Origin of the sequence: Plantibacter sp. PA-3-X8, from assembly GCF_003856975.1 — a bacterium.
Lineage (GTDB): Bacteria > Actinomycetota > Actinomycetes > Actinomycetales > Microbacteriaceae > Plantibacter > Plantibacter auratus.
The window spans coordinates 2,060,202-2,085,600 of sequence record NZ_CP033107.1 but is presented as its reverse complement, the minus strand read 5'-3'; the positions used below and the strand labels follow the sequence as shown (position 1 = coordinate 2,085,600).

General features: G+C 69.8%; 24 protein-coding genes, 1 tRNA gene and 1 riboswitch. Of the genes, 15 read left to right on the top strand and 10 right to left on the bottom strand.

From position 1 onward, the window contains the following. Positions 1–36 precede the first annotated feature (36 nt). Positions 37–666: a DNA-directed RNA polymerase subunit beta gene (locus EAO79_RS09900; protein WP_079705340.1), complete on the bottom strand. Its 630-nt coding sequence runs from the start codon at positions 664–666 to the stop codon at positions 37–39. A 129-nt stretch (positions 667–795) separates the two neighbouring features. Between EAO79_RS09900 and EAO79_RS09895 the strand changes: the two genes are divergently transcribed. From EAO79_RS09895 to EAO79_RS09885, 3 genes are all read left to right on the top strand, one after another. Further along, positions 796–871 (top strand) — tRNA-Lys (locus EAO79_RS09895). A gap of 87 nt (positions 872–958) precedes the next feature. Continuing rightward, the gene (locus tag EAO79_RS09890) at positions 959–1,885 is read left to right on the top strand and encodes a pyridoxal-phosphate dependent enzyme (protein WP_241160845.1); all 927 of its coding nucleotides are present in this window, start codon (positions 959–961) and stop codon (positions 1,883–1,885) included. Between the two features lie 140 nt (positions 1,886–2,025). Then, positions 2,026–2,535: a hypothetical protein gene (locus EAO79_RS09885; protein WP_124768876.1), complete on the top strand. Its 510-nt coding sequence runs from the start codon at positions 2,026–2,028 to the stop codon at positions 2,533–2,535. Between the two features lie 59 nt (positions 2,536–2,594). Here EAO79_RS09885 and EAO79_RS09880 read toward each other — a convergent pair whose 3' ends face one another. The 3 genes from EAO79_RS09880 to EAO79_RS09870 form a co-directional block, all read right to left on the bottom strand. Then, positions 2,595–3,248 carry a ScbR family autoregulator-binding transcription factor gene (locus EAO79_RS09880; RefSeq protein ID WP_124768875.1) on the bottom strand — a complete coding sequence of 218 codons (654 nt, stop codon included), beginning with the start codon at positions 3,246–3,248 and terminating at the stop codon, positions 2,595–2,597. Between the two features lie 301 nt (positions 3,249–3,549). Then, a complete protein-coding gene (locus tag EAO79_RS09875) occupies positions 3,550–4,353 on the bottom strand; it encodes a hypothetical protein (protein ID WP_124768874.1) in 804 nt (267 codons plus the stop codon). A 4-nt stretch (positions 4,354–4,357) separates the two neighbouring features. Beyond that, on the bottom strand, positions 4,358–4,969 hold the full coding sequence (locus EAO79_RS09870; protein ID WP_079705324.1) for a TetR/AcrR family transcriptional regulator: 612 nt from the start codon (positions 4,967–4,969) through the stop codon (positions 4,358–4,360). 106 nt (positions 4,970–5,075) lie between these two features. On the opposite strand from EAO79_RS09870, the gene EAO79_RS09865 reads away from it, so the two are divergent. Further along, positions 5,076–6,572: an MFS transporter gene (locus EAO79_RS09865; protein WP_124768873.1), complete on the top strand. Its 1,497-nt coding sequence runs from the start codon at positions 5,076–5,078 to the stop codon at positions 6,570–6,572. A gap of 81 nt (positions 6,573–6,653) precedes the next feature. On the opposite strand, the gene EAO79_RS09860 is transcribed toward EAO79_RS09865, so the two are convergent. Then, on the bottom strand, positions 6,654–7,010 hold the full coding sequence (locus EAO79_RS09860; RefSeq protein ID WP_124768872.1) for a DUF2200 domain-containing protein: 357 nt from the start codon (positions 7,008–7,010) through the stop codon (positions 6,654–6,656). 117 nt (positions 7,011–7,127) lie between these two features. Between EAO79_RS09860 and EAO79_RS09855 the strand changes: the two genes are divergently transcribed. After that, on the top strand, positions 7,128–8,231 hold the full coding sequence (locus tag EAO79_RS09855; RefSeq protein WP_124768871.1) for a CPBP family intramembrane glutamic endopeptidase: 1,104 nt from the start codon (positions 7,128–7,130) through the stop codon (positions 8,229–8,231). On the opposite strand, the gene EAO79_RS09850 is transcribed toward EAO79_RS09855, so the two are convergent. After that, positions 8,173–8,688 carry a YbaK/EbsC family protein gene (locus EAO79_RS09850; RefSeq protein WP_124768870.1) on the bottom strand — a complete coding sequence of 172 codons (516 nt, stop codon included), beginning with the start codon at positions 8,686–8,688 and terminating at the stop codon, positions 8,173–8,175. The two genes, EAO79_RS09855 and EAO79_RS09850, sit on opposite strands and share 59 nt — an antisense overlap. Positions 8,689–8,765: 77 nt before the next feature. Beyond that, on the bottom strand, positions 8,766–9,578 hold the full coding sequence (locus tag EAO79_RS09845) for a DeoR/GlpR family DNA-binding transcription regulator (RefSeq protein ID WP_079705319.1): 813 nt from the start codon (positions 9,576–9,578) through the stop codon (positions 8,766–8,768). Between the two features lie 83 nt (positions 9,579–9,661). Between EAO79_RS09845 and galT the strand changes: the two genes are divergently transcribed. The 3 genes from galT (at position 9,662) to EAO79_RS09830 (ending at position 13,021) form a co-directional block, all read left to right on the top strand. Beyond that, on the top strand, positions 9,662–10,813 hold the full coding sequence (gene galT, locus EAO79_RS09840; RefSeq protein WP_124768869.1) for a galactose-1-phosphate uridylyltransferase: 1,152 nt from the start codon (positions 9,662–9,664) through the stop codon (positions 10,811–10,813). Next, a complete protein-coding gene (gene galK, locus EAO79_RS09835; protein WP_124768868.1) occupies positions 10,810–11,970 on the top strand; it encodes a galactokinase in 1,161 nt (386 codons plus the stop codon). The genes galT and galK overlap by 4 nt, the downstream gene beginning before the upstream one ends. Before the next feature lie 133 nt (positions 11,971–12,103). Beyond that, complete coding sequence (locus EAO79_RS09830) at positions 12,104–13,021, top strand: hypothetical protein (protein ID WP_124768867.1); 918 nt, start codon at positions 12,104–12,106, stop codon at positions 13,019–13,021. Between the two features lie 26 nt (positions 13,022–13,047). Here EAO79_RS09830 and EAO79_RS09825 read toward each other — a convergent pair whose 3' ends face one another. Continuing rightward, a complete protein-coding gene (locus EAO79_RS09825) occupies positions 13,048–13,920 on the bottom strand; it encodes a bifunctional methylenetetrahydrofolate dehydrogenase/methenyltetrahydrofolate cyclohydrolase (protein ID WP_071259424.1) in 873 nt (290 codons plus the stop codon). A gap of 11 nt (positions 13,921–13,931) precedes the next feature. Beyond that, positions 13,932–15,203, bottom strand: coding sequence for a serine hydroxymethyltransferase (gene glyA / locus EAO79_RS09820; RefSeq protein ID WP_124768866.1), 1,272 nt, complete (start codon positions 15,201–15,203; stop codon positions 13,932–13,934). Positions 15,204–15,245: 42 nt separating this feature from the next. After that, a riboswitch (ZMP/ZTP riboswitch) is annotated at positions 15,246–15,364 on the bottom strand. Positions 15,365–15,522: 158 nt separating this feature from the next. Here glyA and EAO79_RS09815 point away from each other — a divergent pair. Both EAO79_RS09815 and EAO79_RS09810 read left to right on the top strand, forming a co-directional pair. Then, a complete protein-coding gene (locus tag EAO79_RS09815) occupies positions 15,523–17,025 on the top strand; it encodes a beta-N-acetylhexosaminidase (protein ID WP_124768865.1) in 1,503 nt (500 codons plus the stop codon). A 404-nt stretch (positions 17,026–17,429) separates the two neighbouring features. Further along, positions 17,430–19,667, top strand: coding sequence for a sigma-70 family RNA polymerase sigma factor (locus EAO79_RS09810; protein ID WP_124768864.1), 2,238 nt, complete (start codon positions 17,430–17,432; stop codon positions 19,665–19,667). Between the two features lie 39 nt (positions 19,668–19,706). Here the strand turns inward: EAO79_RS09810 and EAO79_RS09805 are convergent, their stop codons facing one another. Continuing rightward, positions 19,707–20,933, bottom strand: coding sequence for an MFS transporter (locus tag EAO79_RS09805; RefSeq protein ID WP_124768863.1), 1,227 nt, complete (start codon positions 20,931–20,933; stop codon positions 19,707–19,709). A gap of 184 nt (positions 20,934–21,117) precedes the next feature. Between EAO79_RS09805 and EAO79_RS09800 the strand changes: the two genes are divergently transcribed. From EAO79_RS09800 to EAO79_RS09780, 5 genes are read left to right on the top strand one after another with little or no spacing between them, the layout of a single operon-like run. After that, positions 21,118–21,510, top strand: a complete 393-nt coding sequence (locus EAO79_RS09800; protein ID WP_161578547.1) for a MerR family transcriptional regulator — start codon at positions 21,118–21,120, stop codon at positions 21,508–21,510. Positions 21,511–21,537: 27 nt separating this feature from the next. Next, complete coding sequence (gene purU, locus EAO79_RS09795; protein ID WP_371413636.1) at positions 21,538–22,434, top strand: formyltetrahydrofolate deformylase; 897 nt, start codon at positions 21,538–21,540, stop codon at positions 22,432–22,434. A 40-nt stretch (positions 22,435–22,474) separates the two neighbouring features. Next, a complete protein-coding gene (locus tag EAO79_RS09790; protein ID WP_234993927.1) occupies positions 22,475–22,831 on the top strand; it encodes a YrdB family protein in 357 nt (118 codons plus the stop codon). Further along, the gene (gene nagA, locus EAO79_RS09785) at positions 22,828–23,982 is read left to right on the top strand and encodes an N-acetylglucosamine-6-phosphate deacetylase (protein WP_124768861.1); all 1,155 of its coding nucleotides are present in this window, start codon (positions 22,828–22,830) and stop codon (positions 23,980–23,982) included. Before EAO79_RS09790 ends, nagA begins: the two co-directional genes overlap by 4 nt. Next, the gene (locus EAO79_RS09780) at positions 23,979–25,340 is read left to right on the top strand and encodes an FAD-binding oxidoreductase (protein ID WP_124768860.1); all 1,362 of its coding nucleotides are present in this window, start codon (positions 23,979–23,981) and stop codon (positions 25,338–25,340) included. Before nagA ends, EAO79_RS09780 begins: the two co-directional genes overlap by 4 nt. Positions 25,341–25,399 lie beyond the last annotated feature (59 nt).

The window sequence follows — 25,399 nt, the reverse complement described above, 5'->3', positions numbered from 1 at the left end:
ATTCCCAGGCCGAAGGCCTTGACCAGGGCGCCTGGATCAGTCCAGGGAGTCGGTGCGCCACAGTCGGGCGCAGCCGGCGAGCTCCTCGGCGATGGTGCTGAACCGTGCGGCCTTCGTGGTGAGTCTCGCGGCGTCTGCGGGGTCGAGCGCGTCCCGGTCGTTCGCGAGGGAGGTGCAGCCGACCGCGTTGATCCGGCAGAAGGACGCCGCCCGCTCGAGGGCGATCGCGAAGTCGCCGGTGTACAGCCCACGGAGGATCTGGTCGGCGAGGACGATGATCTCCTCCGGCCCGGTCGGCTCGGCCGCGCCGGCGATCACGGGGTCGACGGTGGTGATGAGCTCGGTGCCCCGCTGGAAGCTGAAGCTCGTGCCCACCGGGTCCTGCCTGATGAGCAGGCGCAGTAGGTAGATCCGCCAGAGCGCCCCTGGGAGACTCCGCGGGCTGGCGTGCGACCAGAGTTCGGCGATCGCGTCGATCCCGTGCTCGTCCGTGTAGGTCACGAGGCGATCGACCACGGCAGGATCCGGATCCGCCCGCACCCGGGTGAGGAGTGCGACGGCCGTCTCATGGGTGATCCTCGAGACGGCTTCCGGGTCGAGACCGCCCTGGATCGCTTCGAGCATCGACGGCGGAAGCTTCGTCGGACGATGGAATCCCTCGGTCATGCCTGCTCCTCCCTGCGACGCGCTTCGCGCACCCGACAACGGTACTCGCCCCGGCAGGCGATCCTCCCCTGTGGCCCCGACCCGCGCGTCAACGGGTGCCGTCGAAATCTCGTAGAGTAGAGCGCGTATGGGCCTGTAGCTCAGTTGGCAGAGCATCGGACTTTTAATCCGCGGGTCGTGGGTTCGAGCCCCACCGGGCCCACCACGACGCACGATGCCGGCGGATGCGATCTCGTCGTGACGAGGGGGACCCGTGAACGGTGAGCAGCAGCTGATTCCGGACCCGAGATTCGTGTCAGGCCCGACCCCGGTCGATCTGGCGGACCGGCTCGCGGTCGCGATCGGCCTCGACGCGGGCGACCTGCTCATCAAACGCGACGATCTCATCGGGCTCGGCGGCGGCGGGAACAAAGCGCGGAAGCTGCAGATCACCATGGGCGAGGCGTTACGGTCCGGTGCGGACTCCGTCCTCACGACCGGCGCCCCACAGAGCAACCACGCCAGGTTGACGGCCGCCGCGGCCGCCCGCGTCGGCCTCCGGTGCGTGCTGGTCCTGCAGGGAGACGCACCGCCGAGGTCGCTCGGCAACGTCCTCCTCGATCAGCTGTTCGGCGCGCACATCGTCTGGTCCGGTGACGAGTCGGCGGAAACCGTCGCCGATCACCTCCAGACCGCCGGTTCCTTCGGATCGATCTCTCGCATCCCGTTCGGCGGGTCGAGCGCTGCCAGCGCGAAGGCGTACATCGACGCCGCCGGGGAACTCCGGAACCAGGTTCTGGACGTCCGTCACGTCGTGGTGGCGGTCGGTTCCGGCGGCACGATGGCGGGGCTCGTCTCCGGTCTCGGAGCGGAGGTCGTACTCGGAGTCGACTGCGGCGCCGTGCCGGACGGACGCGCGACCGTCGCTGGACTCCTCGCCGCCATGGGCCACGGCGACCAGTATCCCGCTGAGTCCCTCCGGGTCGATCGCTCGCAGATCGGCGCAGGGTACGAACATCTCACGGACGGCACCCGCGCTGCACTCACGCTCGCCGCGGAGCGTGAAGGACTGCTCCTCGACCCCACCTACACCGGTCGCGCATGCAGCGGGCTCGTCGATGCGGTCGCGCGTGGCGACATCCGTCCGGGCGAGCGGACGGTGTTCCTGCACACCGGTGGGTTGCCCGGACTGTTCGGTCACCCGGCGTTCGCCGGACCCGACGCAGACCCGCCGGTCTGAGTTCCGGCTCGGGTCAGCGCATGAAGATCGCCGGTATCTGGTGGTCGTTTCCACCGGCTCGGCGCGACCGTATTTCTGGAACCATCGCCGTCGTGACGCCTGTGCTGTGCGAGTGTTCCCGTCGCAGGTAGGTTCGATGCATGGCTCAGACGCAGAACATCCAAGCATTCCGGAAGGTGGTCGATGAGCCGTTGGCCACCTGGCCGAGTGCCTTCGCGGTCCTCCTGGCGGTGTTGGGCGTCGGCTTCGTCACGGCGGCAGCGTATGTCGGCCCCCTGGACGGCTATTCGGAGGAAGAGCTGGCGCAGACGCTGCCGATCTTCGTGTCCTCGTTCGGGGCGCTCGTCTTGGCCGCCGGGGTCGCCGTCCAGCAGGGTGCAGGAACGGTGCAACTCCGGATCGACGCCGTCGTGCGTGCAGTGGAGCGTCTGACCGAGCCGACTTCCGCTCCGTCTCCGGAGACTCCTGCAGACGAGGCGCTGTTTCGCCGCTTCGGGGCGGAGATGGCGGGGTACATCGAAACCGTGACACGGCTCCGTCGACGCCTCGGCCTCGCCAAACGGACGAGCGCGGGCCTCGTCGGCAGTGCCGTGGTGATACTCGGTATGGGTGCGGCGCTGAGTTGCTGGGCGCTGCCGGTGCTCACCTGACACCAATCCCATGGAGGGAGGGCTGGCCGAGCCCTGCGTCTCGTCTCGCGCAGCCCGGCCTAAACCCCGAAGGCGTCCTCCCGGACGCTCGTCGCCGCTGACCGCCGCGCCTCGGGGACGATGGCGTCGATCGCGAGCCGCCACATGCGGTCCACCGACGCTGCGATGTCCGAGCGCCCGACCGTCGCCTGGGCGGTGAGCTGGACACCGGTGAAGAATCCGATCAGCGTGCGGGCCAAGTCCGGCGCCGACATCGAACTCACCAGATCCCCGGCTTGCAGCGCCACGTCGAGCTGAGCGGCCGTCCCCGAGATCCAGTCCTCGTAGAACGCGCCGGCCGGTTGGCTCAGCGAACCCTCATCGAGCGTCAGTCTGATCCCGGCCCGGACCACCGGGTCGTTCTCGAGTTGGTCGACGATGGCGCGCGAAACCCGGATGAGCCGTTCGAGGACCCCGTCGTACTGTTCCGACACCCTTGCCATGAGCGGCATCGACCGGTCGTGCTGCTCGTGGATCACCGCGAGGGCGATCTGTTCCTTCGATTTGAAGTGGAAGTACATGGAGCCCTGCGAGATCCCGGACGCCTGCGCGATCATCGACAGACTGGCGTTCCCGTAGCCGATGCGGTCGAAGACGGTCGCGGCACCCTCGACGATCGCGTCCTGCGTCACCTGTCCGCGCTCCTGGGTGGGCGTTCGTCGCGTCCCCGGCATCCTGACCTCCTCGCGCAGCCTGTGTTCCGACTCCGATCCACCGGCGCCGTATCCGTCGACCGTGGCCGGTCGGGGCCTCAGCCTAGAGGCTCGGAGCTCGCACAACCGACCTCTTCTCGATAACTGGTACGAACGACTTATTCGTGACACACTAGTGGAGGTGATGCCGCCGCGGTCCACGCCTCAGTGGACTGTGTATTCGCGACGGGGGTTTGCGACGCTCACCGCCTCGACCGGTGGGTCACGCAGGGATCGGGGGATCCAGCGCTGCGTGATCCACCCGGTCACACGCCCGAAGTGATCAGCGCGCGAGCAGCTCCGGGAGGCCGGTCACCGTCGCCTCGTCCGCGAGGCTCGCGTCGATCGAGACGAACGACAGGACCGTGATCGCGACCCCGAGACGCGCGGCTGCTTCGAGCTTGTGGTGGCCGTCGAGCACGAAGTGCACGAGACCCGTGTGGGCGTCGAAGCTGTCGAACGGCTGCGTCCGGTCCAGCACGGAGACCGCGAGCACGGTCGCCGCTCCCCCGGCACGAAGCCGCTCCTCATACGAGGCCACGCGCTCGCGGTCGTTCCAACCGGGCGGCACCATCGGCACCAGGAACTCGAAGAGGGTCTCGTGCTCGCCGGTCGTCCGGGTCGGGCCGCGGTAGTAGCCGGTCGCCGGGTCCTCCGGCGCACCAAGCGTGGGGTCGATGCCGCGGTGCGTGACCTGTTCCCGCGAGAAGTAGTCGTGATCGTCACCCGGAGCGACCAGGACGGGCTCGATGGACAGCAGGAGTGGCAGGTAAGTCCCCTCCGGCAGGATCGTCGACACGAGGTCGCGTAACGAAGGGTCGTCGATCGCGGGCACACCCTCGTCGAGGTGATCGTGCAGTGCGCCTGCGGCGAGCGCCCGAGCACCCTCGTCCAGACGTCGAAACAGCAGCGCGCAGCTTCCGCACGGGAAGCTCAACTCGAACGCCTCCGCGCCATCGACGATGAGGTGGCGTCCGCCCGGCTCACGGAAGCCTGAGAAGCGCAGTGCGGCGTCGGGCGTCCCGAGGTGGACCGGCGCGGCGTGATCGAGCAGCCCGGTTCGAGATCGGGCGGATCCGTCGGTCATCGAGCTACTTCCGGACGGCCGGGATGATGACGCCGTCGATCACCGACACGAGGAAGTCACGCGTCACCGGCTCCCGCAGCATGAGCACGCGATAGCTCACCATCGCCTGGCTGATCAGCGCAAGGGTCTCCACATCGGCGTCCGCGCGGATCTCACCGCGGTCGATCGCGCGCTGCAACAGGAAGCGGTTGACCGCCATGCGCGGCTCCACGATCGCCGCATGGATGGACTCGGTGAGCTCCGGGGCATCCGAGATCATCGACATCACGCCGGCGAACACGCGCATCTTGCGCTCGCCCTCGGCGATGGATGGCGCCTTGATCATCGCGACGAGGTCGCCGCGGAGTGAACCGGTGTCGGGCAGCTTCGAGAAGTCGGGATCGATCTGCTTCATGCAGGCGACCGCGTCGATCACGAGTTCGGACTTCGACGCCCATCGGCGGTAGAGCGTCGCCTTGCCGGCCTTCGCCCGCGCGGCGACCATGTCGACCGTCATCCCGGCGTAGCCCGTGTCGGCGAGGACGTCGAGCGCGGCGTCGAGGATCTCAGCGTCCCGCGTGTGGTCGCGCTTCCGGCCGAGCTTCGGCGCTGCGGGTGGGGTCTCGAGCTGCGTCATCGCGGCTCACCTCCCTTTCGTCTCCGGGAACAGCATAGTTCAGGAACTCGAACGTTCTGGAACTATTCGGTTCCGAAACTGCTCAGTTCCGTATAGAGTCCTCAGCATGACTTCGAATCTCGCCGCCGGAACCCCGGCAGTCTCCTCACGCCGCTGGTGGACGCTCGTCACCGTCGGCCTCGCGCAACTCATGGTCGTGCTCGACGCCACCGTCGTGAACATCGCGATGCCCGCCGCACAGGCCGACCTCGGGTTCTCCGACGGCGATCGCCAGTGGATCGTCACCGCCTACTCCCTCGCCTTCGGCAGCCTGCTGCTGCTCGGCGGACGCCTGTCCGACCTCATGGGCCGGAAGCGGGCCTTCATCATCGGGCTCGTCGGGTTCGCGATCGCCTCGGCCCTCGGAGGCGCAGCGGACTCGTTCGGCACCCTCGTCGCCGCGCGGGCACTCCAGGGCGTCTTCGCCGCCCTCCTCGCGCCGACCGCGCTCGCGATGCTCACGACCACCTTCACGATCCCGAAGGAGCGCGCCCGCGCGTTCGGCGTCTTCGGTGCGATCGCCGGCGCAGGTGGCGCGGTCGGTCTCCTCCTCGGCGGATTCCTCACCGAGCAGTTCGACTGGCGCTGGAACCTGTACATCAACGTCGTGATCGCCGTGGTCGCCATCGTCGGGGCGGCCCTCTTCATCATCACCCCGAAGACGACCGGCCCCCGCCCCAAGCTCGACGTTCCGGGCACCGTCCTCGTCTCGGGTGCGTTGTTCAGCCTCGTCTACGGCTTCGCCAATGCCGAGACCGACGGGTGGGACTCGCCGCTCAGCTGGGCCTTCCTCGCCGCCGCAGCCGTGCTCCTCGTCGTGTTCGTCCTCTGGCAGCGCCGGGCCGCGCACCCGCTCCTCCCGTTGTCGATCATCCTCGACCGCAACCGCGGTGCCGCGTTCATCTCGGTCATGATCGCCGGAGCCGGGATGTTCGGCATCTTCCTCTTCGTCACCTACTACCTGCAGGCCTCGCTCGGGTACTCACCACAGCAGACGGGCTTCGCCTTCCTCCCGATGATCGCGATGCTCGTGCTCGCCGCGCAGCTGGGGACCAACCTCCTCGTCCCCCGCTTCGGGCCGAAGGTCATGGTGCCGTTCGGCATGACGCTCGGTGCGATCGGCATGCTCCTCCTCACCCGACTCGACCTCGACAGCTCCTATGTCGGCAACGTCATGCCCGCGCTCATGGTGCTCGGCTTCGCGATGGGATCGATCATGCCCGCCTCGATGCAGACCGCGACGCTCGGTGTCGACCGGGCGTTCGCCGGGGTCGCGTCGGCGACGGTCAACACGAGCCAGCAAGTCGGCGGGTCGATCGGTGTGGCGCTGCTCAACACCCTCGCGGCGAGCGCCGCCACGGCCTACGTGACCGACAACGCGCCGCCCACCCCCGAAGTGCTGGCGCAGGCTGCGATCCAGAGCTACCAGACCGCCTATTTCTGGGGCGCCGGGTTCTTCGCGGTCGGCGCCGTGACGGCGGCACTGCTGTTCCGCCGACGCAACCAGGGGCTCGCCCTGCACCACGCCCCGGAGGCGTCCGCGGAACCGGTGCTCGCGCACTGATCCAAGCGGGTCCCGAGCACACGGCCGTCGCGCACTCGCGCGGCGGCCGTCTGCGTCATCGGAGGGGCTCGCGTTCGGCCGTCAGGCGGAGGTGCGGAGGATCGACGTCATCTTCTTCCCCTTCGCGACCTCGTCCACGAGCTTGTCGAGCTGACGGATGCGCTGCATCAGGGGATCCTCGATCTCCTCGACGCGGATGCCGCAGATGAGCCCCGTAATGAGCGACGCGTTGGGGTGCATCGCCGGCGCTTCGGCGAAGAAGGTCTCGAAGTCGGTATCGTCGGCGAGCACCCGTTCGATCGCGGCGTCGTCGTAGCCCGTGAGCCAGGTGATGACCTGGTCCACCTCGTCCTTCGTGTGGCCCTTCCGCTCCGCCTTCGCGACGTAGAGCGGGTACACGCTGGCGAAGCTCGTCGTGAAGATGCGGTGTCCGGCCATACCGGCCAGTCTCCCACCGTCGAGCGTTCGGGACCAGGCCGATCGCGGGCTATCCGTCGCTCGTCGTCCATCGCTCGGGGGACGCGTCCTGTCGCGACGGTTGCCTACCCTGGCAGCATGACGAATCCTGGACAGCACCCGCAGACGCCTTCGCCATCGCCATCACCATCACCCTCGACGGCACCAGCCTCGACGCCCGTCGATCCAGCCGTGCCCCAGCGGCAGCTCGTGACCTACGACCACGCCCTCCGCGCCGCACCGGCCTGGTGGCGCGGCGCCCTCGCACTCCTCCTCCTCGTCGTCGGGTTCCTGATCCTCTCGATCGTTCTCGGCGGCATCGCGCTCATCGTGGACGTGGCCACCGGGGCCTACACACTCGACGACGTCGCGAACGGCCTCATGACGCTGACGCCGGTGACGATGCTCGCGAACAACTTGTCGCTCGCCGCGCTCATCCCGGTGTCGATGCTCATCCAGTGGGCGCTCTTCGGCGTCCGGCCGCGGTGGCTGTCCTCGGTGGAGGGTCGCTTCCGCTGGCGCTGGTTCGGGCGTCTCGCGCTCATCATCGTCCCGGTGTGGATCGTGTACGTCGGAGCGTCCGTCCTGCTCTCGCCGCTCGAGCCCATCGTCGTCGACGGCACCATGATCGCGATGCTCGCCGTCGTGATCCTCACGACGCCGCTGCAGTCGGCGGGCGAGGAGTACGGGGCGCGCGGCCTCATCCAACGTTCCGTCGGATCCTGGTTCAGTCGACCGATCACGGCGTTCCTCGTCGGCACGGTCGTCTCCGGCGCGGTCTTCGCCTCGGTGCACTTCGCCGGCGACCCCTGGCTCATAGCCTACTACTTCGTGTTCGGCGCCTCGATGTCCTTCGCCGCCCGCGGAACCGGTGGCCTCGAGGCTCCGGTGCTCATCCACGCGACGAACAACGTCCTCCTCCTCGTCCCCACGGCCCTCATGTCGCAGACCGACCAGGTCTTCGAGCGAGGCGAGGGTGCCGGCGGACCGTTCATGCTCATCCCGATGGCGCTCTGCGTCGCCGCAGCCGTCGTGAGCACCTGGTGGGGGCGCAGGAACGGCGTGACCGCGACGGCTCCGCTGCCGCCGAGCCGGGTGACGAAGCAGCGGGGGACGCCGCCGGCCGCCATGGCCGCTCCGGTGGCTACACCGACGCAGCTGCCGACGACCCCGCAGGATCCGTCGGCGGCTCCACCGCGATGACCTGCCCGCCGGTCACCCGCACGAGCTCCTCGAAGGTCGTCGGGAACACCGTGTGCGCATGGCCGGCTGCGGCCCAGACCTCCGGGTAGGCGGTGAGCGCCTCGTCCACGTAGGTGCGGATCGGTTCCGGGTGACCGACGGGCGCGACGCCACCGATCACCTGTCCCGTCGCCGCCTTGACGACCTCGGCGTCAGCACGCTTCAGCCGTCCACCGAGCCGCTCGCCGACCCAGGCGGTGTCGACACGGTGGGCGCCGCTCGTGAGGATCAGCGTCGGCTCGCCGTCGAGCGTGAACACGAGGGAGTTCGCGATCGCCCCGACCTCGATCCCCAAGGCCTCCGCTGCGAGCGCTGCCGTTCGAGCAGCATCGTCGAGCCAGGTGACCTCGCCCTGAGCCCCACGATCACGCAGCGTCTGCTCGACGATTGACACGGCAGGATGCGCTCGATCACTCATGCGACCATGCTGCCGCATCGGGCCGTCGGCGCGCGAGTGCCGGGACGCCGCGCGGGACGGCAGGACGCGGCGCGAGGTCAGTCGCCGAGTGGGACGAGCGTCACCGCAAGTCCCGCTTCTCGGAGGAGCGCGATGGTCTCGGGCGCGGCCCCGTCGTCGGTCAGGAGGGCGTCGAAGGCCTCCAGCCCGGCGATCCGGCCGAGCTGCCGCACCCCGAGCTTCGAGGCGTCGGCGACCACGACCACCCGCTCGGCGGCGCGAACCATCCTGGCCTTCACCTCGGCCTCGGGCAGGTTGACGTTGGTCACGCCATGGCCGGCGTCGACACCGTTGCACCCGATGAACGCGAGATCGGCATGGACCTGGCTGAGCAGCGACCCGGCGAGCGGATCGACGAGCGAATGCTGGAGTGGTCGAAGCGACCCACCCGTGACGATCACCGAGAACCTCGGGATCTCCGACTCGAGTTCGAGCGCGATGGTCAAGCCGTTCGTGATGACCACCACGTCGGCGAGGTCGCGGCGAGCCTTGAGCGCGCGGGCGAGGGCGAGGCCGGTGCTGCCGACGTCGACGATCACGCTCTGACCGGAGCGCACCATCGCGGCCGCGGCCTCACCGATCCGCTGCTTCGCGTGCGCCGAGGTCGCGGTCGCGAGTTCGATCGGCGACTCCACGGCGCCGCGTCCCTGCACGGGCATCGCACCTCCGTGCACGCGGACGGCGTCGCCCTGGTCGACGAGGGTGTCGAGGTCCGTCCGGGCGGTCACCCGTGAGACACCGAAGTCGTCGGAGATGTCGGCCACGCGCACGAAGCCGCGCTCATCGAGGAGCTCGCGGATGCGGTCGCGTCGCAGCGGGGCGGGCAACAGCATCGGCTCGTCGTCGGACATGCTTGAATCTTCGCTGACTTGCCTATACTTTTCAAGGCGAAACGTTGTACGTTTCCTTTCGACAACCCGTTCTGAGGATCCCCATGCCCCCACTCGACGACACTTTCGTCATCGACCCGGCGATCGCGAGCTCGACCCAGCGCCTCGCCGACGGTCGCGAACTCATCTACTTCGACGACGTCGACTCGACGTTACCCGCGGAGCGACTGCCCGACGCACGCGAACTCGCCCCACGACCGCCGACCGCGTCCATGCGCCAGGACCCGCTGACGGGTGAGTGGATCTCGATCGCCGCCGCACGCCAGAACCGGGTGATGCTGCCCCCGGCGAACCTCGACCCGCTCGCACCCGCGAGTCCCTCGAACCCCTCCGAGATCCCCGACCAGTACGACGTCGCGGTCTTCGAGAACAAGTCGCCGTCCTTCGGGCCGCTGCTCGAAGACGAGAACGCACCGGTCGATCTCGCCGACCTCGAGACGATCGGGATCGGCCGGACGCGCACTTCGGTCGGCCGCTGCGAGGTCGTGAGCTTCAGCCCGTCGAGCACCGGCTCCTTCGGTTCGCTGTCCCGCACCCGGGCGCGCACGGTGATCGAGGCGTGGGCCCGCCGGACGCACGCGCTGTCGCAGATCGACTCGATCCAGCAGGTGTTCCCCTTCGAGAACCGCGGGGAGCAGATCGGCGTCACCCTCCACCACCCGCACGGACAGATCTACTCCTACCCCTACGTGACCCCGCGCACGCAGCGGCTCATCGCCGCGAGCGAGGCCTACGGTCCCGGGCTCTTCGCCGACATCCTCGCCGCGGAGCAGGCGGACGAGCGCGTCGTCCTCGCCGGCGAGCACTGGACGGCGTTCGTCCCGTTCGCGGCGCGCTGGCCAATCGAGGTGCACCTGCTCCCCCACCGCCACGTGCCCGACTTCGCTGCGACCTCGCTCGAGGAGCGCGACGAGCTCGCCGGCCTCTACCTGCGGTTGCTGCGCGGCGTCGACGCCCTGTACGACACCCCGACCCCGTACATCGCCGCCTGGCACCAGGCCCCGACCCGTGTCCACCGCGACGAGCTCCGACTCCACCTGCAGCTCACCTCCCCGCGTCGTGGAGCCGATCGACTGAAGTACCTGGCCGGCTCCGAGGCCGCCATGGGCGCCTGGATCGGCGACGTCCCACCGGAGACCACCGCCACCGCCCTGCGCGCCGCGATCGCCGCAGCCGACGAGGAGAACCCCGTATGACCGACCTGCAGCGCACCGCCACGAGCGGATTCGAGAACGCCTTCGGCAGCGAGCCGCACGGCCTCTGGACCGCGCCCGGCCGCGTGAACATCATCGGCGAGCACACCGACTACAACGACGGCTTCGTGTTCCCGATGGCGATCGACCGCCGCACCGTCGCAGCCGTCCGGCGTCGCGACGACGACCGCATCCGGGTGTCGAGCAGCTTCTCATCCGAGATCGTCGAGGTCTCCGTGCGCGCGCTCGATCCCGACGCCTTGCACGGCTGGTCCGCCTACCCGCTCGGGGTCGCGTGGGCGCTCGGCCAGTTCGGGGCTCCCTTGCAGGAGGTGCCCGGGGTCGACATCTACATCGACTCCGACGTCCCGGTCGGGGCCGGCCTCTCCTCCTCCGCGGCCATCGAGGCCTCGGTCGCCGTCGCACTGAATGAGATCTGGCACCTCGACCACGACCGCCGGACGCTCGCGAAGATCTGCCAGCTCGCCGAGAACCGGGCGGTCGGCGCACCGACCGGCATCATGGACCAGTCGGCGTCACTCCTCGGCCAGCGTGACTGCGGCGTCTTCCTCGACTGCCGCTCGCTCGAGACCGACGTCATCCCCCTCGGCTTCGAGGAGCACGACCTCGAGCTGCTCGTCATCGACACGCGCGTCGAGCATGCCCACGTCTCCGGCGGGTACGCGGCACGTCGGGCGTCCTGCGAGGCGGGGGCCGCAGCGCTCGGCGCCGACTCGCTGCGCGACGTCACGGTCGGCGACCTCGACCGCGCTCGTGAGTTGCTCGACGACGAGACCTTCCGTCGTGTTCGTCACGTCGTGACCGAGAACCAGCGTGTCCTCGACACCGTCCGGACCCTGCGCGAGCACGGCCCGACGTCGATCGGCGAGCTGCTCGTGGCCTCGCACGCGTCGATGCGTGACGATTTCGAGATCTCGGTGCCGGAACTCGACCTGGCCGTCGAGACGTCGATGGCGGCCGGTGCGATCGGTTCGCGCATGACCGGTGGTGGCTTCGGGGGTGCGGCGATCGCCCTGGTCCCCGTCGCCCTGGCATCGTCCGTGGCCGAGGCGGTCACGGCGGCCTTCGCCGAGGCGTCCTTCACCGCCCCGACCATCTTCCCCGTCCGCCCGGCCGCCGGCGCCACCCGAGAATCCTGACCTCCCCCTCCCCTGCCCGCGAACTGTCACTTCCGGCTAGTCCCGGCCGCTCGGACTAGCGTCGAGTGACAGTTCGCGGGCAGGGTGTGGAGAACTTCCGACGCCGAAGCGCCGCAGTCGGCACCGTGGTGGGATGGTCCGCCGACGTCCCCTCCCCCTCGAACTCAGCAAGCAGCCGTTCTCCATGGCCGACGCCGACGAACTCGGCGTGCCTCGATCGCGGCTACGAGCGGGCGACCTCGCCACGCCGCACCGAGGCGTCCGGGCACCGCTCGACCAGCCCACGGACATCCCCGGACGCTGTCACGCCTACGCCCCGCTCCTGCACGACGGGCAGTTCTTCAGCCACGTGAGCGCGGCGGCGTTGCACGGCCTCCCCGTGCCCACCTGGGAACACGAGGCACCACTCGATGTCGCCTCCATCGCGCCGGCACGCGCGCCTCGAGGAGCGGGCGTGCGCGGGCATCAACTCGACGGGGACCACTGGGAGGTCGTCGCCGTCGAAGGACTGCCGGTACTGACCGCCGTCGACGCCTGGTGTCAGCTCGGAACCCGGCTCCCCTTGGACGACCTGGTGATCGCCGGCGACGTGCTGCTCCGCCGCAAGCGACCACTGGCCTCGGAGCAGCAGATCGTCCGCGGGCTGGCACGGATGAACGGCCGTCGCGGCGCGAAACGGCTGCGGCTCGCGTTCTCGATGATGCGGCCTCGGACGGATTCGCCGATGGAGACCGCCTTGCGCTTGCTGATCGTCCGCGCGGGCCTTCCGGAACCACTCGTCAACGAGGTCATCTCAGACGCCCACGGACGGTTTCTGGCCTTGGGCGACCTGGTGTATCCCGAACAGCGGGTCCTCGTCGAATACGACGGCGGCACCCACTTCACGGATGAACGGCAGATCTTCCACGACATCGATCGCCTCGACCGAGTCATGGCAGCGGGCTGGCGGGTCATCCGGGTGAACCGCTCACACCTGACGGACCCGTCGCCCATCCTCACCGCCCTGGCTCGCGAACTGTCACTTCCGGCTAGTCGCGGGGCGCCGGACTAGCGTCGAGTGACAGTTCGCGGGCTGGGTTAGGGGGTGGCCATGCGGACGACGTTGGCGAGGAGACCAACGCGGGTCATGGGGCCGACACCACCGGGGTTCGGACTGATCCACGAGGCGACCTCGGCCACGTCGGGGGCGACGTCGCCCACGACCCGGGACTTGCCGGTCTCGGGGTCGGTCTCGCGGCTCACACCGACGTCGAGGACGATCACGCCCGGCTTCACGGCATCGCGCGTGACGATCCCGGGGACGCCTGCCGCGGCGACGATCACGTCGGCGGTGCGGAGGATGTCGTCGAGTCCGACCGTTCCGGTGTGCGTCAGCGTCACCGTCGCGTTGTATTCGCGACGGGTGAGCAGCGGGCCGATCGCGCGACCGACGGTGACCCCGCGGCCCACGACGACGACGTGCTTGCCCGCCCAGCTGATCCCGTGACGTTCCACCAGCTCGATGACGCCCTTCGGCGTGCACGGCAGCGGGGTGTGGATCGGACGGTTCACGTTGAGCACGAGACGCCCGAGGTTGGTCGGGTGGAGCCCGTCGGCGTCCTTCTCGGGATCGATGCGCTCGAGGATCGCGTCGGTGTCGATGTGCTTCGGCAACGGCAGCTGCACGATGTAGCCGGTGCAGCTCTCGTCGGCGTTGAGTTCGTCGAGGACGGCCTCGAGCTCCTCCTGCGAGACCGTCTCTGGCAGATCACGTCGGATCGACTCCATGCCGACCTCGGCGCAGTCGCGGTGCTTCCCGGCGACGTACCACTGCGAACCCGGGTCGGACCCGACGAGGACGGTACCCAGCCCGACCGAGATGCCGCGCTCCTTGAGCGCGGCCACCTCGATCGCGAGTTCGGACTTGATGGCGGCGGCCGTGGCCTTACCGTCGAGGATCTGTGCGGTCATGCTCCCGCGCCCTACTGCTGGAGGCCGGGGTAGAGCGGGAAGCGCTCGGCGAGCGCCGTGACACGCTCCCGGAGGGCTCCGGCCTCGGCACCGTTGCGCAGCGCGAGGGCGATGATGTCGGCGACCTCGGCGAACTCGGTGTCGCCGAAGCCACGCGTCGCGAGTGCCGGGGTACCGATCCGCAGCCCGGAGGTGACCATCGGCGGGCGCGGGTCGAACGGCACCGAGTTGCGGTTGACCGTGATGCCGACCTCGTGGAGGAGGTCTTCGGCCTGCTGGCCGTCGAGCTCGGAGGTGCGGAGGTCGGCGAGCACGAGGTGCACGTCGGTGCCGCCGGTGAGGACGTCGATGCCGGCGGCCTTCGACGCCTCGGAGGTGAGCGCCTCGGCGAGGAGCTTGGCACCGCGGAGCGTGCGCTCCTGGCGGTCCTTGAACTCCGCCGTGGCGGCGAGCTTGAACGCCGTCGCCTTGGCGGCGATGACGTGCATGAGCGGTCCGCCCTGCTGGCCGGGGAACACGTTCGAGTTGAGCTTCTTGGCGAGCTCCATGTCGCGGCTCACGATGAAGCCGGAGCGCGGGCCGCCGATGGTCTTGTGCACGGTGGAGGACACGACGTCGGCGAACGGCACGGGCGACGGGTGGACCCCTGCGGCGACGAGGCCGGCGAAGTGCGCCATGTCGACCCAGAGCTTCGCGCCGACCTCGTCGGCGATCGCGCGGAACGCGGCGAAGTCGAGCTGGCGCGGGTAGGCGGACCAACCGGCGATGATGACCTGCGGCTTGTGCTCGAGTGCCTTGTCGCGGACGACGTCCATGTCGACGAGGAAGGTCTCGGGGTCGACGCCGTAGGAGACGGCGTTGTAGAGCTTGCCGGAGAAGTTGAGCTTCATGCCGTGGGTGAGGTGACCACCGTGGGCGAGCTCGAGACCGAGGATGGTGTCGCGGGGGGTGGCGATCGCCGAGAGGACCGCCGCGTTGGCCGTGGCGCCCGAGTGCGGCTGGACGTTCGCGTACGCGGCACCGAAGAGGCTCTTGGCCCGCTCGATCGCGAGGGACTCGGCGATGTCGACGAACTCGCAGCCGCCGTAGTAGCGACGACCCGGGTAGCCCTCGGCGTACTTGTTGGTGAGGACGCTGCCCTGCGACTGCAGGACGGAGACGGGCACGAAGTTCTCGCTCGCGATCATCTCGAGGGTGTTGCGCTGGCGACCGAGCTCCTGCTCGAGGACCGCTGCGATCTCGGGATCGACCTCGGAGAGTGGCGCGTTGAAGGTGTCGGACAAGACTGGCTCCCTTTTGTGACAGAACGGATGTCGGTGATGTGCCGTTTCGGCCCAGGCGTGCGGCCGAATCCGCCCTTGTCTTCAAGGTGCAGGGTCGCTCCCCGATGGTGAACCATCTGAGGCGGAGCGGAACTCCGTCTATACGCCAGTTGCGACTGCTAGCAGCATAGCAACGGGACGCCCGACGCGCACCGTCCTGTGGAGAGGTCGGGCAGCGGTGGGGGCCGGTGTGTCAGGATGGCCCGACGCTTGTTCACCCTCCGAACAAACCCGTTCCAGCCCCCACGATCCCGCGTCGCCGACGCCGAAGGAACCGCGCATGAGCCTGCTGCCCCGCCCCGTCTCGCAGACCACGGACGCCTCCGCTCCCCCGTTCCGGTTGTCGACGGAGTCGGTGATCCGTACCGACCCGTCGGTGGCGACCACGGCTCGGATCCTCGCCGACGCCCTGCGCACCTCGACGGGGTTCGCCCTCCCGGTCGAGACAACCGGCACGGAGGAGGTCGTGGACTCCGCGGGTACGGTCATCACGCTGTCGATCGACCCCAGCCTGTCGACGACGAGCGGGGCCTACCGATTGACCGCCGCGGCCTCCGGTGTCGAGATCGTCGGCGCGGACGCCGACGGGGTCCACCACGGCACGCAGACGCTCAGACAGCTCCTCCCGGCGGCCAACTGGGCACCGACGGCCGGCGCACAGGACTGGATCATCGCCGCGACCGTCATCGACGACGCTCCGCGGTTCGCCTACCGCGGCGCGATGCTCGACGTCGCGAGGCACTTCTTCACGGTCGCGCAGGTGCAGCGGTTCATCGACCAGATCGCCGCACTCAAACTCAACCACCTGCATCTGCATCTCACCGACGACCAGGGGTGGCGCCTCGAGATCGCCGGGTGGCCGGAGCTCACCGGGATCGGTGCGGCGACCGCCGTCGGTGGTGGTACGGGCGGCTCGTACAGCGCCGACGACTACCGGGCGATCATCGAGTACGCCGCCGACCGCCGCGTCACGATCGTCCCCGAGATCGACGTCCCCGGACACACGAACGCGGTCCTCTCGGCGTATCCCGAACTCAACCCGGACGGCGTCGCCCGCCAGCCCTACACCGGCACGGAGGTCGGCTTCTCGAGCCTCGACATCCATGCCGAGTCCACCTACACGTTCCTCGAGGACGTGTTCACCCAGCTCGCCGCGATGACCCCGGGCCCCTACCTCCACCTGGGCGGCGATGAAGCGTTCGCCACCACTGAGGAGGACTTCCTCCACTTCGCCCGTCGGGTGTCCGAACTGGTCGCCACGACCGGGAAGACCGCCATCGCCTGGCACGAGTTCGGTACGTCACGCGACCTCGCTCCCGGCACCATCGGCCAGTACTGGAACTACGTCTCCCCCGAGGACGGTCACGCCGCCAAGCTGCGCTCGTTCGTCGATCAGGGCGGGCAGGTCATCATGTCTCCGGCCGACGCCGCCTACCTCGACATGCAGTACCCCGACGTCGCGACGGCCGGCCTCACGTGGGCGGACGGCCCCACGAGTGTCGAACGCTCCGCCGTCTGGGAGCCGACCGAGATCGTCGAAGGCGTCGGTGAGCAGGACATCCTCGGCGTCGAAGCCCCGCTCTGGACGGAGACCGTGGCCGACGTGCAGACGCTCGAGTTCCTCGTCTTCCCCCGTGTCGCGTCCATCGCGGAGATCGGATGGTCGGAGCGACGCGCGCCGGATTGGAGCGACTTCCGAGTCCGGCTGGCCGAGCTTGCTCAGAGCTGGTCGGCCGCGGGCATCGCCTTCCACCGCTCCCCCGAGGTCGGCTGGCTGGACTGATCCGAGCGACGGTCGGAAAAGCGGCCGGGAGTGATGCTCGCCCCCGAGCACCACTCCCGGCCTGTCGACGGGTACGCACGAAGGCGCCCCCTCCCGTCGAGATCTGCAACGTTTCGGGTCCGTTGCCCGATGCACACCGGCCGTGGCGCGCATCGTGGCCGTCCGAGGACGACCCAGCCGGGTCCCCGTCGCCGGGAATCCTGCTGTTCATCCTGAGAGAGTGCATCCCGAGCAGGTCATGACGCGGTTTCCCAGAACAATCGAAACGGATCTTCCTCGGCGCCAGCGGCTGTCCGCGAGACACCTCGTGCCAAGATGAGGAATCGGCGTCATGATCCCGCTTCACCCGACTCTCTTGAGCGGGCACGGTGCCCGGAAGTGCGCAGCTCGCAGACGGAGGCATCATGAGCCTGGACACATCCCCGGCTTCATCGCTCACCGAGCGATCGGATGCCGAGCTCATCGAGCGCACCCGAACGGGCTCGCAGGACGCCTACGCGGAGCTGTGGCGACGGCACTCGAACGCCGGACGGACCGTCGCCAGGTCCGTCACCTCGAGCCTCGATCCCGACGACCTCGTCTCGGAGTCCTTCGCACGCATCTATCAGGCGGTCCGCCGCGGGAAGGGCCCCACCGGCGCCTTCCGCCCCTACCTGTTCACGACCATCCGGAACACGGCGGCCGCGTGGGGCCGATCACGTCGGGAGACCTCGCTCGACACCCTGGACTCCTTCGAGGACCCGGACACGAACGAGGCGTCCTCGATCGAGGCCCTCGACCGCAGCCTGAGTGCCCGAGCGTTCCGAAGCCTGCCGACCCGGTGGCAGGAGGTGCTCTGGTACACGGAGATCGAGGCGATGACGCCCGCGGAGGTCGCGCCGCTCCTCGGGATGAAGGCCAACTCGGTGGCCGCGCTCGCCTACCGAGCACGCGAGGGGCTGCGCGAAGCGTGGATCCAGGCGCATCTGCAGGCCGTCGACGACGACTCGGAGCACGCCTTCACCATCAGCAGGCTCGGATCCTACGCGCGCGGGAACCTCTCCGCCCGGGACACGGCCAAGGTCGAGTCGCACCTGGACGCCTGTCAGCGGTGCACCATCGTGGCCGCTGAGGCGAAGGAGGTCGGCTCGCGCATGGCGCTCGTCCTCCTCCCCCTCGTCGCAGGCGCCGCCGGTGCGGCCGGCTACACCGCGTGGTTGCAGACGAACGGTGCGTCGACGACCGCGGTCGCCGCGATGCCGGCCGGCGTCACCGGCGGGGTCGCACTGACGGCGCACCTGAGCACCTCGGTGGCGGCCTCCGGCGGAGCAACGGCTTCCGGTGCGGCCGGTTCCAGTGGCGCCGCGTCCGGCGCGGGCGTCGCCTCGGGTGCGGGCGTCGCGGGTGCTGCGACGGCAGGTCTCTCCGGTGGCATCATCGCCGCGATCGGCGTCGGCGTCGTCGCGGTGGTGACCGCAGCCGCGCTCGTCCTGGGTCCGGTGGTGTTCCCACCAGCAGCCGACTCGGCGACCTCCGTCTCCGCCGACGAGAACAGCGACCCCGTCGCCGTGCCGACACCGGGCGCGACTCCGACCACGGGTCCGACGACGTCGCCGTCCGCGCCGACGACCCCGACACCCTCGGGACCGGCGCCCACGCCCCGGCCGACGCCCGGCACGGGTGCGACGCCGCCTCCGGTCGCCGAGCCGCAGGTCCCGTCGCCGACGGCTCCGCCCGTCGCCCCTCCCGTCGATCCCGTCGACCCGGTGGACCCCGTGGATCCGACTGACCCCGAGGAGCTTCCGGCGCCGACGATGGCCGCCGACACCGGTGGCGGCTTCCTGTGGCCTGCCTTCAGCGGTACCGCCGCGGCCGGCGCCACCGTCGACATCCTCGACGGCGACGTGGTCGTCGCGTCGACGGTCGTGCCGGCCTCCGCTCGGCCGGCGTCCGCCACAGCCGCTCCCGAGACCGCGACCTGGTCGACCGGCCCGATCGACCTCGGCCGCACGGGCACCTTCGTCCTGACCGTCCGCCAGACCCTGGGCGACGAGGTCTCCGTGTCCACCGAACCGGCCACCCTGTCGATCAGCGGGCCGGCCGTCACCGGGCTCCGGACGGTGCTGTCGGTGCAGTTCCTCGATCCGACCGGCCCGCTCGTGGTCGTCGGTGCTCCGAACGGCGAGGTCGGATACACGGTCGACGGTGGTGACGAGCAACGCGTCGCGCTCGACGCCGACGGTCGAGCGACGCTGACCGGCGCCGCCGTCGCCGTCGGGTTCCACGAGCTCAGCGTCTGGAGCGTCGACCCGTCAGACCCATCGCGCGTGGGACCTGCGACCTCCGTCGAGTACCTCTCGCTGACCGGACTCCTGAGTACCGACGCCGTCGTCGATCCGGCGACGGCCCCGCTCCCGGAAGCGGTTCTGGACACCGCACCGGAGGCGGCTCCCGCTCCGGTCCCGGTTCAGGCCGTCGTCGACCCGATCGCGGAGCAGGCCCCGGTGGAAGCGGCTCCCGCGACGGAGACGGACGTTCCGAGCGCGACCGAGCCGGATCCGGCGACGGAGACGCCGGTGGAGACCGCGCCCGACGTCACCGCGCCGACCGATGGTGCAGACGCCTCACCGGCGCCGACGACGGAAGAACCGGCTGTACCGTAAGCGGTCCCGCTCAGCACGTCCGCATCGGCTCGTGCTCGATCAGACGGTCTCGCGCTTGCGGGTGCGCAGCACGTCCGCCGCGAGGAGCGAGGTCGCGACCACGGCCAGGCACACGTACACCCACGGCAGCACGCCGAGACCGATCTCGGCGAGGAGCAACGCGCCGAGCGCCGAACCGCCACCGATCCCCGTGTTGAACGCGGTCGTGTAGAACGCGTTGGCGGTGTCGCGGATGCGCGGGCTCGCCGCGTGCAGGAGGCGCGTCTGCATGAGCGGCGGCAGCATGCCGAAGGCCGTCCCCCAGAGGAAGAACGCGACGAGCGCGCCCGGAAGCCACCCTGCCGAGAGGGCGAGGACGCTCACCATGGCCGCAGACACGGTCAGGGCGACGAACAGCCCCGTGGTCGCGCGCCTCGCGAAGACGCTGCCGGTGAGGATGAGGCCGATCGCGCCCGCGACGCCGTAGACGAGGAGGAGGATGCTGAGCTGGCCGGCCGGGACACCGACCTCGCCGATGAGGAACGGCGCGATGTACGTGTAGAACGCGTAATGGCCCGCCATGATGACGCCGACCGCGATGCAGACGATCGCGACCGGGACGATGCTCGGATCACGACCCGTGGCACCCGAGGCGGCCGCATGCGACTCCTCCCGACCGACGGGCGGCAGCTTCCACCACACGACGACGGCGCCGAGGAGCATGGCCGCGGCGAGCACGCCGAACGCGAGGCGCCAGCCGAGCGCGTGCCCGAGCGCGGTGCTGAGCGGGACGCCGAGGACGAAGGCGAGCGTGCCTCCGGCGATCGTCACGGACACGGCGCGGGCGAGCTGTTCCTTCGGGACCAGGTGACCGGCGTACGCGCCGACGACCGCCCAGAAGACACCATGGGCGAGCCCGCCGAGCACGCGGGTGGCGACGAGGAGCTCGTAGTTCGGGGCGAGCGCGCCGAGACCGGTGCTCACGCCGAGGACCACGATGACGGCCACGAGCAGCGCGTGTCGCGGGACACGCCTGGTGAGGTGGATGAGCGCGGTGCTCGACAGCACCACCGTGAACGCGAACACGCTGACGAGGAGCCCGATCTGCGACTCGGTGACGCCGAGCGAGGTGCTCATCTCCGGGAGGAGGCCGGTCGGGATCATCTCGCCGGTGACGGAGAGGAAGGTGCCCGCCGCGAGCGCGATCAGGCCGACCCAGGGGAACGGCGGTGACGTCGGCTTGGAGGGTTCGGCAGCGCGCGCCGAGGAGGGCGAAGAGGAGGTCATCGGATTGCTCCAACGATGGCGTTCACTCGTCGGCTGACGTGGCGGACGAGTTCGTCTACGCGCTGATGTGCGCGCCCAGGGTCAACCGACATCCGGCGACCGCGGACGAGTCTACCCGAGGGCGGGAATGCGGAGGGCTCGATCCGACGTTGCAGCTGACGTGAAGGTGACAGAGAGGCCGCTCATGCGCATTGCAGAACTCGCTGAACGAACGGGTGTCCCGGCCACCCGGCTCCGCTCCTACGAGGAGGAGGGACTCCTGGTGGCCGTGCGTGCGTCGCACGCGCCCGACGAGTACGAACCGTCCGCGATCGACCACGTCGTCACGGTCGACAACCTGTTCGACGCGGGGCTCACGACCCGTCTCGTGCGCGTGGTCCTCGATCTCGACGACGCACGCACCTCGCGTGCCGTGCCCGACTGCTCCCGCGCGACGGCCGAGTCGCTCCACGCGCAGATCGCCTCGATCGACGCCCGCATCGACTGCCTGCGGCAGAGCCGCGAGACGGTGCGGTCGTACCTGCGTCAGTCCTCGCACGCCGACCTCGTCGACGAGCGGTCCGTCCCTGCGGCTTGAGCGGTCGGGTCCCGGTAACCTGAGTCGGTGACGAACTCGACCGATCCCTCCGCTGTGCCCTCGACCACGCACGAGCGCTCCGTCCACTGGGTGCTCTCGATCATCTGCGAGGACCGGCCCGGCATCGTGCACGCCATCAGCGGTGCGATCGTCGAAGCCGCCGGCAACATCACCGAGAGCCAGCAGTTCTCGAGCGATGACACCGGACGGTTCTTCATGCGGCTCCAGGTCGAGGCGGCGGTCTCGCGCGAGCGGTTCGAGGCGGCCATCGCACCCGTCGTCGAGCGATACGCCCTCCAGTGGCGGCTCGACGTCGTCGGTCGTCCGCTCCGGACGCTCGTCCTGGCCTCGACGGCGGCGCACTGCGTCAACGACCTCCTCTTCCGCCAGCGGGCCGGCCAGCTCCCGGTCGAGATCCCCCTCGTGCTCAGCAACCACGGTTCGCTCCGCGATCTCGCCTCCTTCTACGGCGTGCCCTTCGAGGCGCTGCCCGTGACGGACGCCGCATCGAAGGCGGCGTTCGAGGCCAGGGTCGTCGAGGCCGTCGAGGAACACGACATCGAGCTCGTCGTCCTCGCCAGGTACATGCAGATCCTCTCCCCCGAGCTCTGCGAGCGCCTCGCCGGTCGCGCCATCAACATCCACCACTCCTTCCTGCCCGGTTTCAAGGGCGCGAACCCGTACAAGCAGGCGCACGCGCGCGGCGTCAAGCTCATCGGTGCGACGGCGCACTTCGTGACGAGCGACCTCGACGAGGGACCGATCATCGAGCAGAACGTCGTCCGCGTGGACCACTCCCGCTCCCCCGCGGAGCTCGTCGCCATCGGTCAGGACGAGGAGAGCCGCACCCTCACCCAGGCGGTGAAGTGGTTCGCCGAGGACCGCGTCCTCCTCGACGGTGCGCGCACGATCATCTTCCGCTGACCCGGAGCGGGCTCGCGGCCACGCGCCGTAGAATCGTGTGGTGTCTGAACGAACTCCCGCCGACGTGAAGATCGGCCCCAACGAGATCCTGCGGTTCTTCCTCGAACTCTTCGCCTTCTTCTCGCTCGGCTTCTGGGGCGTCGCGGTGTGGCCGTTCCCGCTGAACGTGGTCGTCGGGATCGCCGCCCCGGTCGTGGCGATCATCCTCTGGGCGCTGTTCCTCTCACCGCGCGCCGTGATCCGCATAGACCTCTACGGCCAGGCGGTCGTCGAGCTCCTCATCTTCGCGGCGGCGGCGCTCGCCTGGTTGCACCTCGGGCAGCCGATCATCGCGACCGTCTTCGCCGTGGTCGCCGTCGCCAGTGGTGTCGTCCGCGGACGGAAGCAGCTCGCATGACCGAGCTCCTGATCCACTCCACCACCAAGGTCGACGTCGACGGCCACCAGGACGCCTTCTGGCTGCACGCGGTCGACCGCGTCATCCGCTCCACCGGCACCGGCGACGACTGGCGGTCCATCCCCGTCGGCGACGGCGCATCCGTCCACGACGCACACGGCGGCCACCTCACGCCGGGGTTCATCGACCTCCACGTCCACGGTGGCGGCGGGTCGTCCTTCGACGACGGACGCGACGCCATCGGACGCGCTCTCGCGGTGCACCGGGCACACGGGACCACGAGGACACTCATCAGCCTGGTCTCGAACCCGGTCGACGCCCTCGTCGCGAGCCTCGAGGGGATCGCCGACCTCGTCGCCGAGGATCCCCTGGTCCTCGGCGCCCACCTCGAAGGTCCGTTCCTCTCACCGGCAAAGAAGGGCGCGCACGACCCCGGGGCGCTCATCGACCCGAGCCCGGCGGTCGTCGAACGCCTCATCGACGCGAGCCGCGGCACGCTGCGGCAGATCACGATCGCCCCTGAGCTGCCGAACGCCCTCGAGGCGATCCAGGTCCTCGTCGAGGCCGGCGTCATCGTCGCCGTGGGTCACACCGACGCCGACGAGGCACTGACGAAGACGGCGTTCGATCTCGGTGCCCGACTCGTCACCCACGTGTTCAACGCGATGAACGGGATCCACCACCGTGCGCCCGGACCGATCATCGCCTCCTTCGCCGACGAGCGGGTCACGGTCGAGCTCATCCTCGACGGCGAACACGTGCACCCCGACGTCGCCAAGCTCGCCTTCGAGCAGGCCCCGGGCCGCGTCGCACTCATCACCGACGCGATGGCCGCAGCCGGCTCTTCCGACGGCCGTTACCTCCTGGGCGCGCTCGAAGTCCAGGTGACGGACGGTCTGGCGCGGCTCGTGGAAGGCGACTCGATCGCCGGCTCCACGCTGACGCTCGACCGGGCGCTCCGACTCGCCGTCGCGAGCGGTGTGGCGGCGGACGCGGCGGTCGGTGCCCTCACGAGCACCCCGGCCCGTGTCCTCGGCCTCGCCGACCGCTTCGGACGACTGGCCCCGGGATACGCCGCCGACGCCGTCCTCCTCGACCACCAGTGGAACGTCCAGGCGGTCTGGGCCGACGGATCAGCCCTGCCGCGATGACGACGCCGACCGTCCTCGACGCCCTCCGTGACGCCCTCGGCGACGCGGTCTCGACGACGGACGCCGTCCTCGCGGACGCACGGTCCGACAAGTCGGGTCACGTGTCCGACGCCCCACCGATCGCCGTGGTCTCCGCGCGCTCCATCGAAGACGTCCAGACGGTCATGCGGATCGCCACCGCGACCGGGACGCCGGTCGTTACGCGCGGCGCCGGTACCGGACTGGCGGGCGGCGCGCTCGGCGGCGCGGGCGAGATCGTCCTGTCGACGCTCCAGATGCAGCGCGTCCTCGAGATCAACGAACCCGACCTCCTCGCGGTCGTCGAACCGGGCATCATCAACGGCGCCTTCAACGACCTCCTGCTCGCCCGTGGACTCTGGTTCGCGCCCGACCCGGCGAGCCGCGCGATCTCGACCGTGGGTGGGAACATCGCGACCGGTGCCGGCGGCCTGCTGTGCGCCAAGTACGGCGTGACACGCGACGCCGTCCTCGCCCTCAAGGTCGTCCTGGCCGACGGACGGCTCATCAGCGTCGGGCACCGGAGCGTGAAGGGGGTCACCGGCCTCGACCTCACGAGTCTCATGGTCGGCTCCGAGGGCGTCCTCGGCGTCATCGTCGAGGCGACCGTCCGCATCCGGCGCGTGACGCCGGGCACCGTCGCGACCATCGCCGGGTACTTCCCGAGCGTGGTCTCGGCAGCGGAGGCCACCGCCGCCGTCACCGCGTCCGGTGTCCAGCCGTCGATCATGGAACTGCTCGACCCCGTCGCGCTCGTCGCCGTGCACCGCTACCTGCAGCTGCCGACCCCGACCAGCGGCGAGGCGCACGTCGTGATCCAGACCGACGGCCCGAACGCCGAGGCGGAGGCCGCTGCAATCCTCGAGGTGCTCCGCGCCGGCGGCGGGCGTGCCGAGATGTCCACCGACCACGCGACGGGTGAGCACCTGTTGGCCGTCCGCCGCGCCCTGCATCCGTCACTCGAGCAGTTCGGCACCCCGCTCATCGAGGACGTGTCGGTCCCCCGCAGTCAGTTGGCGGCGATGTTCACGGCGATCGGTGAGATCGAGCGCCGGTACGGCATCTCCATCCCCACGGTCGCGCACGCGGGCGACGGCAACCTCCACCCGAACTTCGTCTTCGAGGGAGTCGAGGTACCAGACCTCATCTGGCAGGCCGCCGACGACCTCTTCACCACCGCGCTGCGGCTCGGCGGCACCCTCACCGGCGAGCACGGCATCGGCCTGCTCAAGAAGCGCTGGCTCGGCGACGAGCTCGGCGAAGATCAGCTCGCGCTCCAGCACGGGATCAAGCGGCTCTTCGACCCGGAGAACCTCCTCAACCCGGGCAAGATGTTCTGAGACCCTTCGACAGGCTCAGGGACCGGAATGAGGGGCGCTCAAGGACCGGAATGAGGGGC

Bases quoted from the DNA above. Each gene is read 5' to 3' on its own strand.
- EAO79_RS09900 (WP_079705340.1), bottom strand. From the start codon at position 666: ATGACCGAGGGATTCCATCGTCCGACGAAGCTTCCGCCGTCGATGCTC.
- EAO79_RS09885 (WP_124768876.1), top strand. From the start codon at position 2,026: ATGGCTCAGACGCAGAACATCCAAGCATTCCGGAAGGTGGTCGATGAG.
- EAO79_RS09880 (WP_124768875.1), bottom strand. From the start codon at position 3,248: ATGCCGGGGACGCGACGAACGCCCACCCAGGAGCGCGGACAGGTGACG.
- EAO79_RS09875 (WP_124768874.1), bottom strand. From the start codon at position 4,353: ATGACCGACGGATCCGCCCGATCTCGAACCGGGCTGCTCGATCACGCC.
- EAO79_RS09870 (WP_079705324.1), bottom strand. From the start codon at position 4,969: ATGACGCAGCTCGAGACCCCACCCGCAGCGCCGAAGCTCGGCCGGAAG.
- EAO79_RS09865 (WP_124768873.1), top strand. From the start codon at position 5,076: ATGACTTCGAATCTCGCCGCCGGAACCCCGGCAGTCTCCTCACGCCGC.
- EAO79_RS09860 (WP_124768872.1), bottom strand. From the start codon at position 7,010: ATGGCCGGACACCGCATCTTCACGACGAGCTTCGCCAGCGTGTACCCG.
- EAO79_RS09855 (WP_124768871.1), top strand. From the start codon at position 7,128: ATGACGAATCCTGGACAGCACCCGCAGACGCCTTCGCCATCGCCATCA.
- EAO79_RS09850 (WP_124768870.1), bottom strand. From the start codon at position 8,688: ATGAGTGATCGAGCGCATCCTGCCGTGTCAATCGTCGAGCAGACGCTG.
- EAO79_RS09845 (WP_079705319.1), bottom strand. From the start codon at position 9,578: ATGTCCGACGACGAGCCGATGCTGTTGCCCGCCCCGCTGCGACGCGAC.
- galT (WP_124768869.1), top strand. From the start codon at position 9,662: ATGCCCCCACTCGACGACACTTTCGTCATCGACCCGGCGATCGCGAGC.
- galK (WP_124768868.1), top strand. From the start codon at position 10,810: ATGACCGACCTGCAGCGCACCGCCACGAGCGGATTCGAGAACGCCTTC.
- EAO79_RS09830 (WP_124768867.1), top strand. From the start codon at position 12,104: ATGGTCCGCCGACGTCCCCTCCCCCTCGAACTCAGCAAGCAGCCGTTC.
- EAO79_RS09825 (WP_071259424.1), bottom strand. From the start codon at position 13,920: ATGACCGCACAGATCCTCGACGGTAAGGCCACGGCCGCCGCCATCAAG.
- EAO79_RS09815 (WP_124768865.1), top strand. From the start codon at position 15,523: ATGAGCCTGCTGCCCCGCCCCGTCTCGCAGACCACGGACGCCTCCGCT.
- EAO79_RS09810 (WP_124768864.1), top strand. From the start codon at position 17,430: ATGAGCCTGGACACATCCCCGGCTTCATCGCTCACCGAGCGATCGGAT.
- EAO79_RS09805 (WP_124768863.1), bottom strand. From the start codon at position 20,933: ATGACCTCCTCTTCGCCCTCCTCGGCGCGCGCTGCCGAACCCTCCAAG.
- EAO79_RS09800 (WP_161578547.1), top strand. From the start codon at position 21,118: ATGCGCATTGCAGAACTCGCTGAACGAACGGGTGTCCCGGCCACCCGG.
- nagA (WP_124768861.1), top strand. From the start codon at position 22,828: ATGACCGAGCTCCTGATCCACTCCACCACCAAGGTCGACGTCGACGGC.
- EAO79_RS09780 (WP_124768860.1), top strand. From the start codon at position 23,979: ATGACGACGCCGACCGTCCTCGACGCCCTCCGTGACGCCCTCGGCGAC.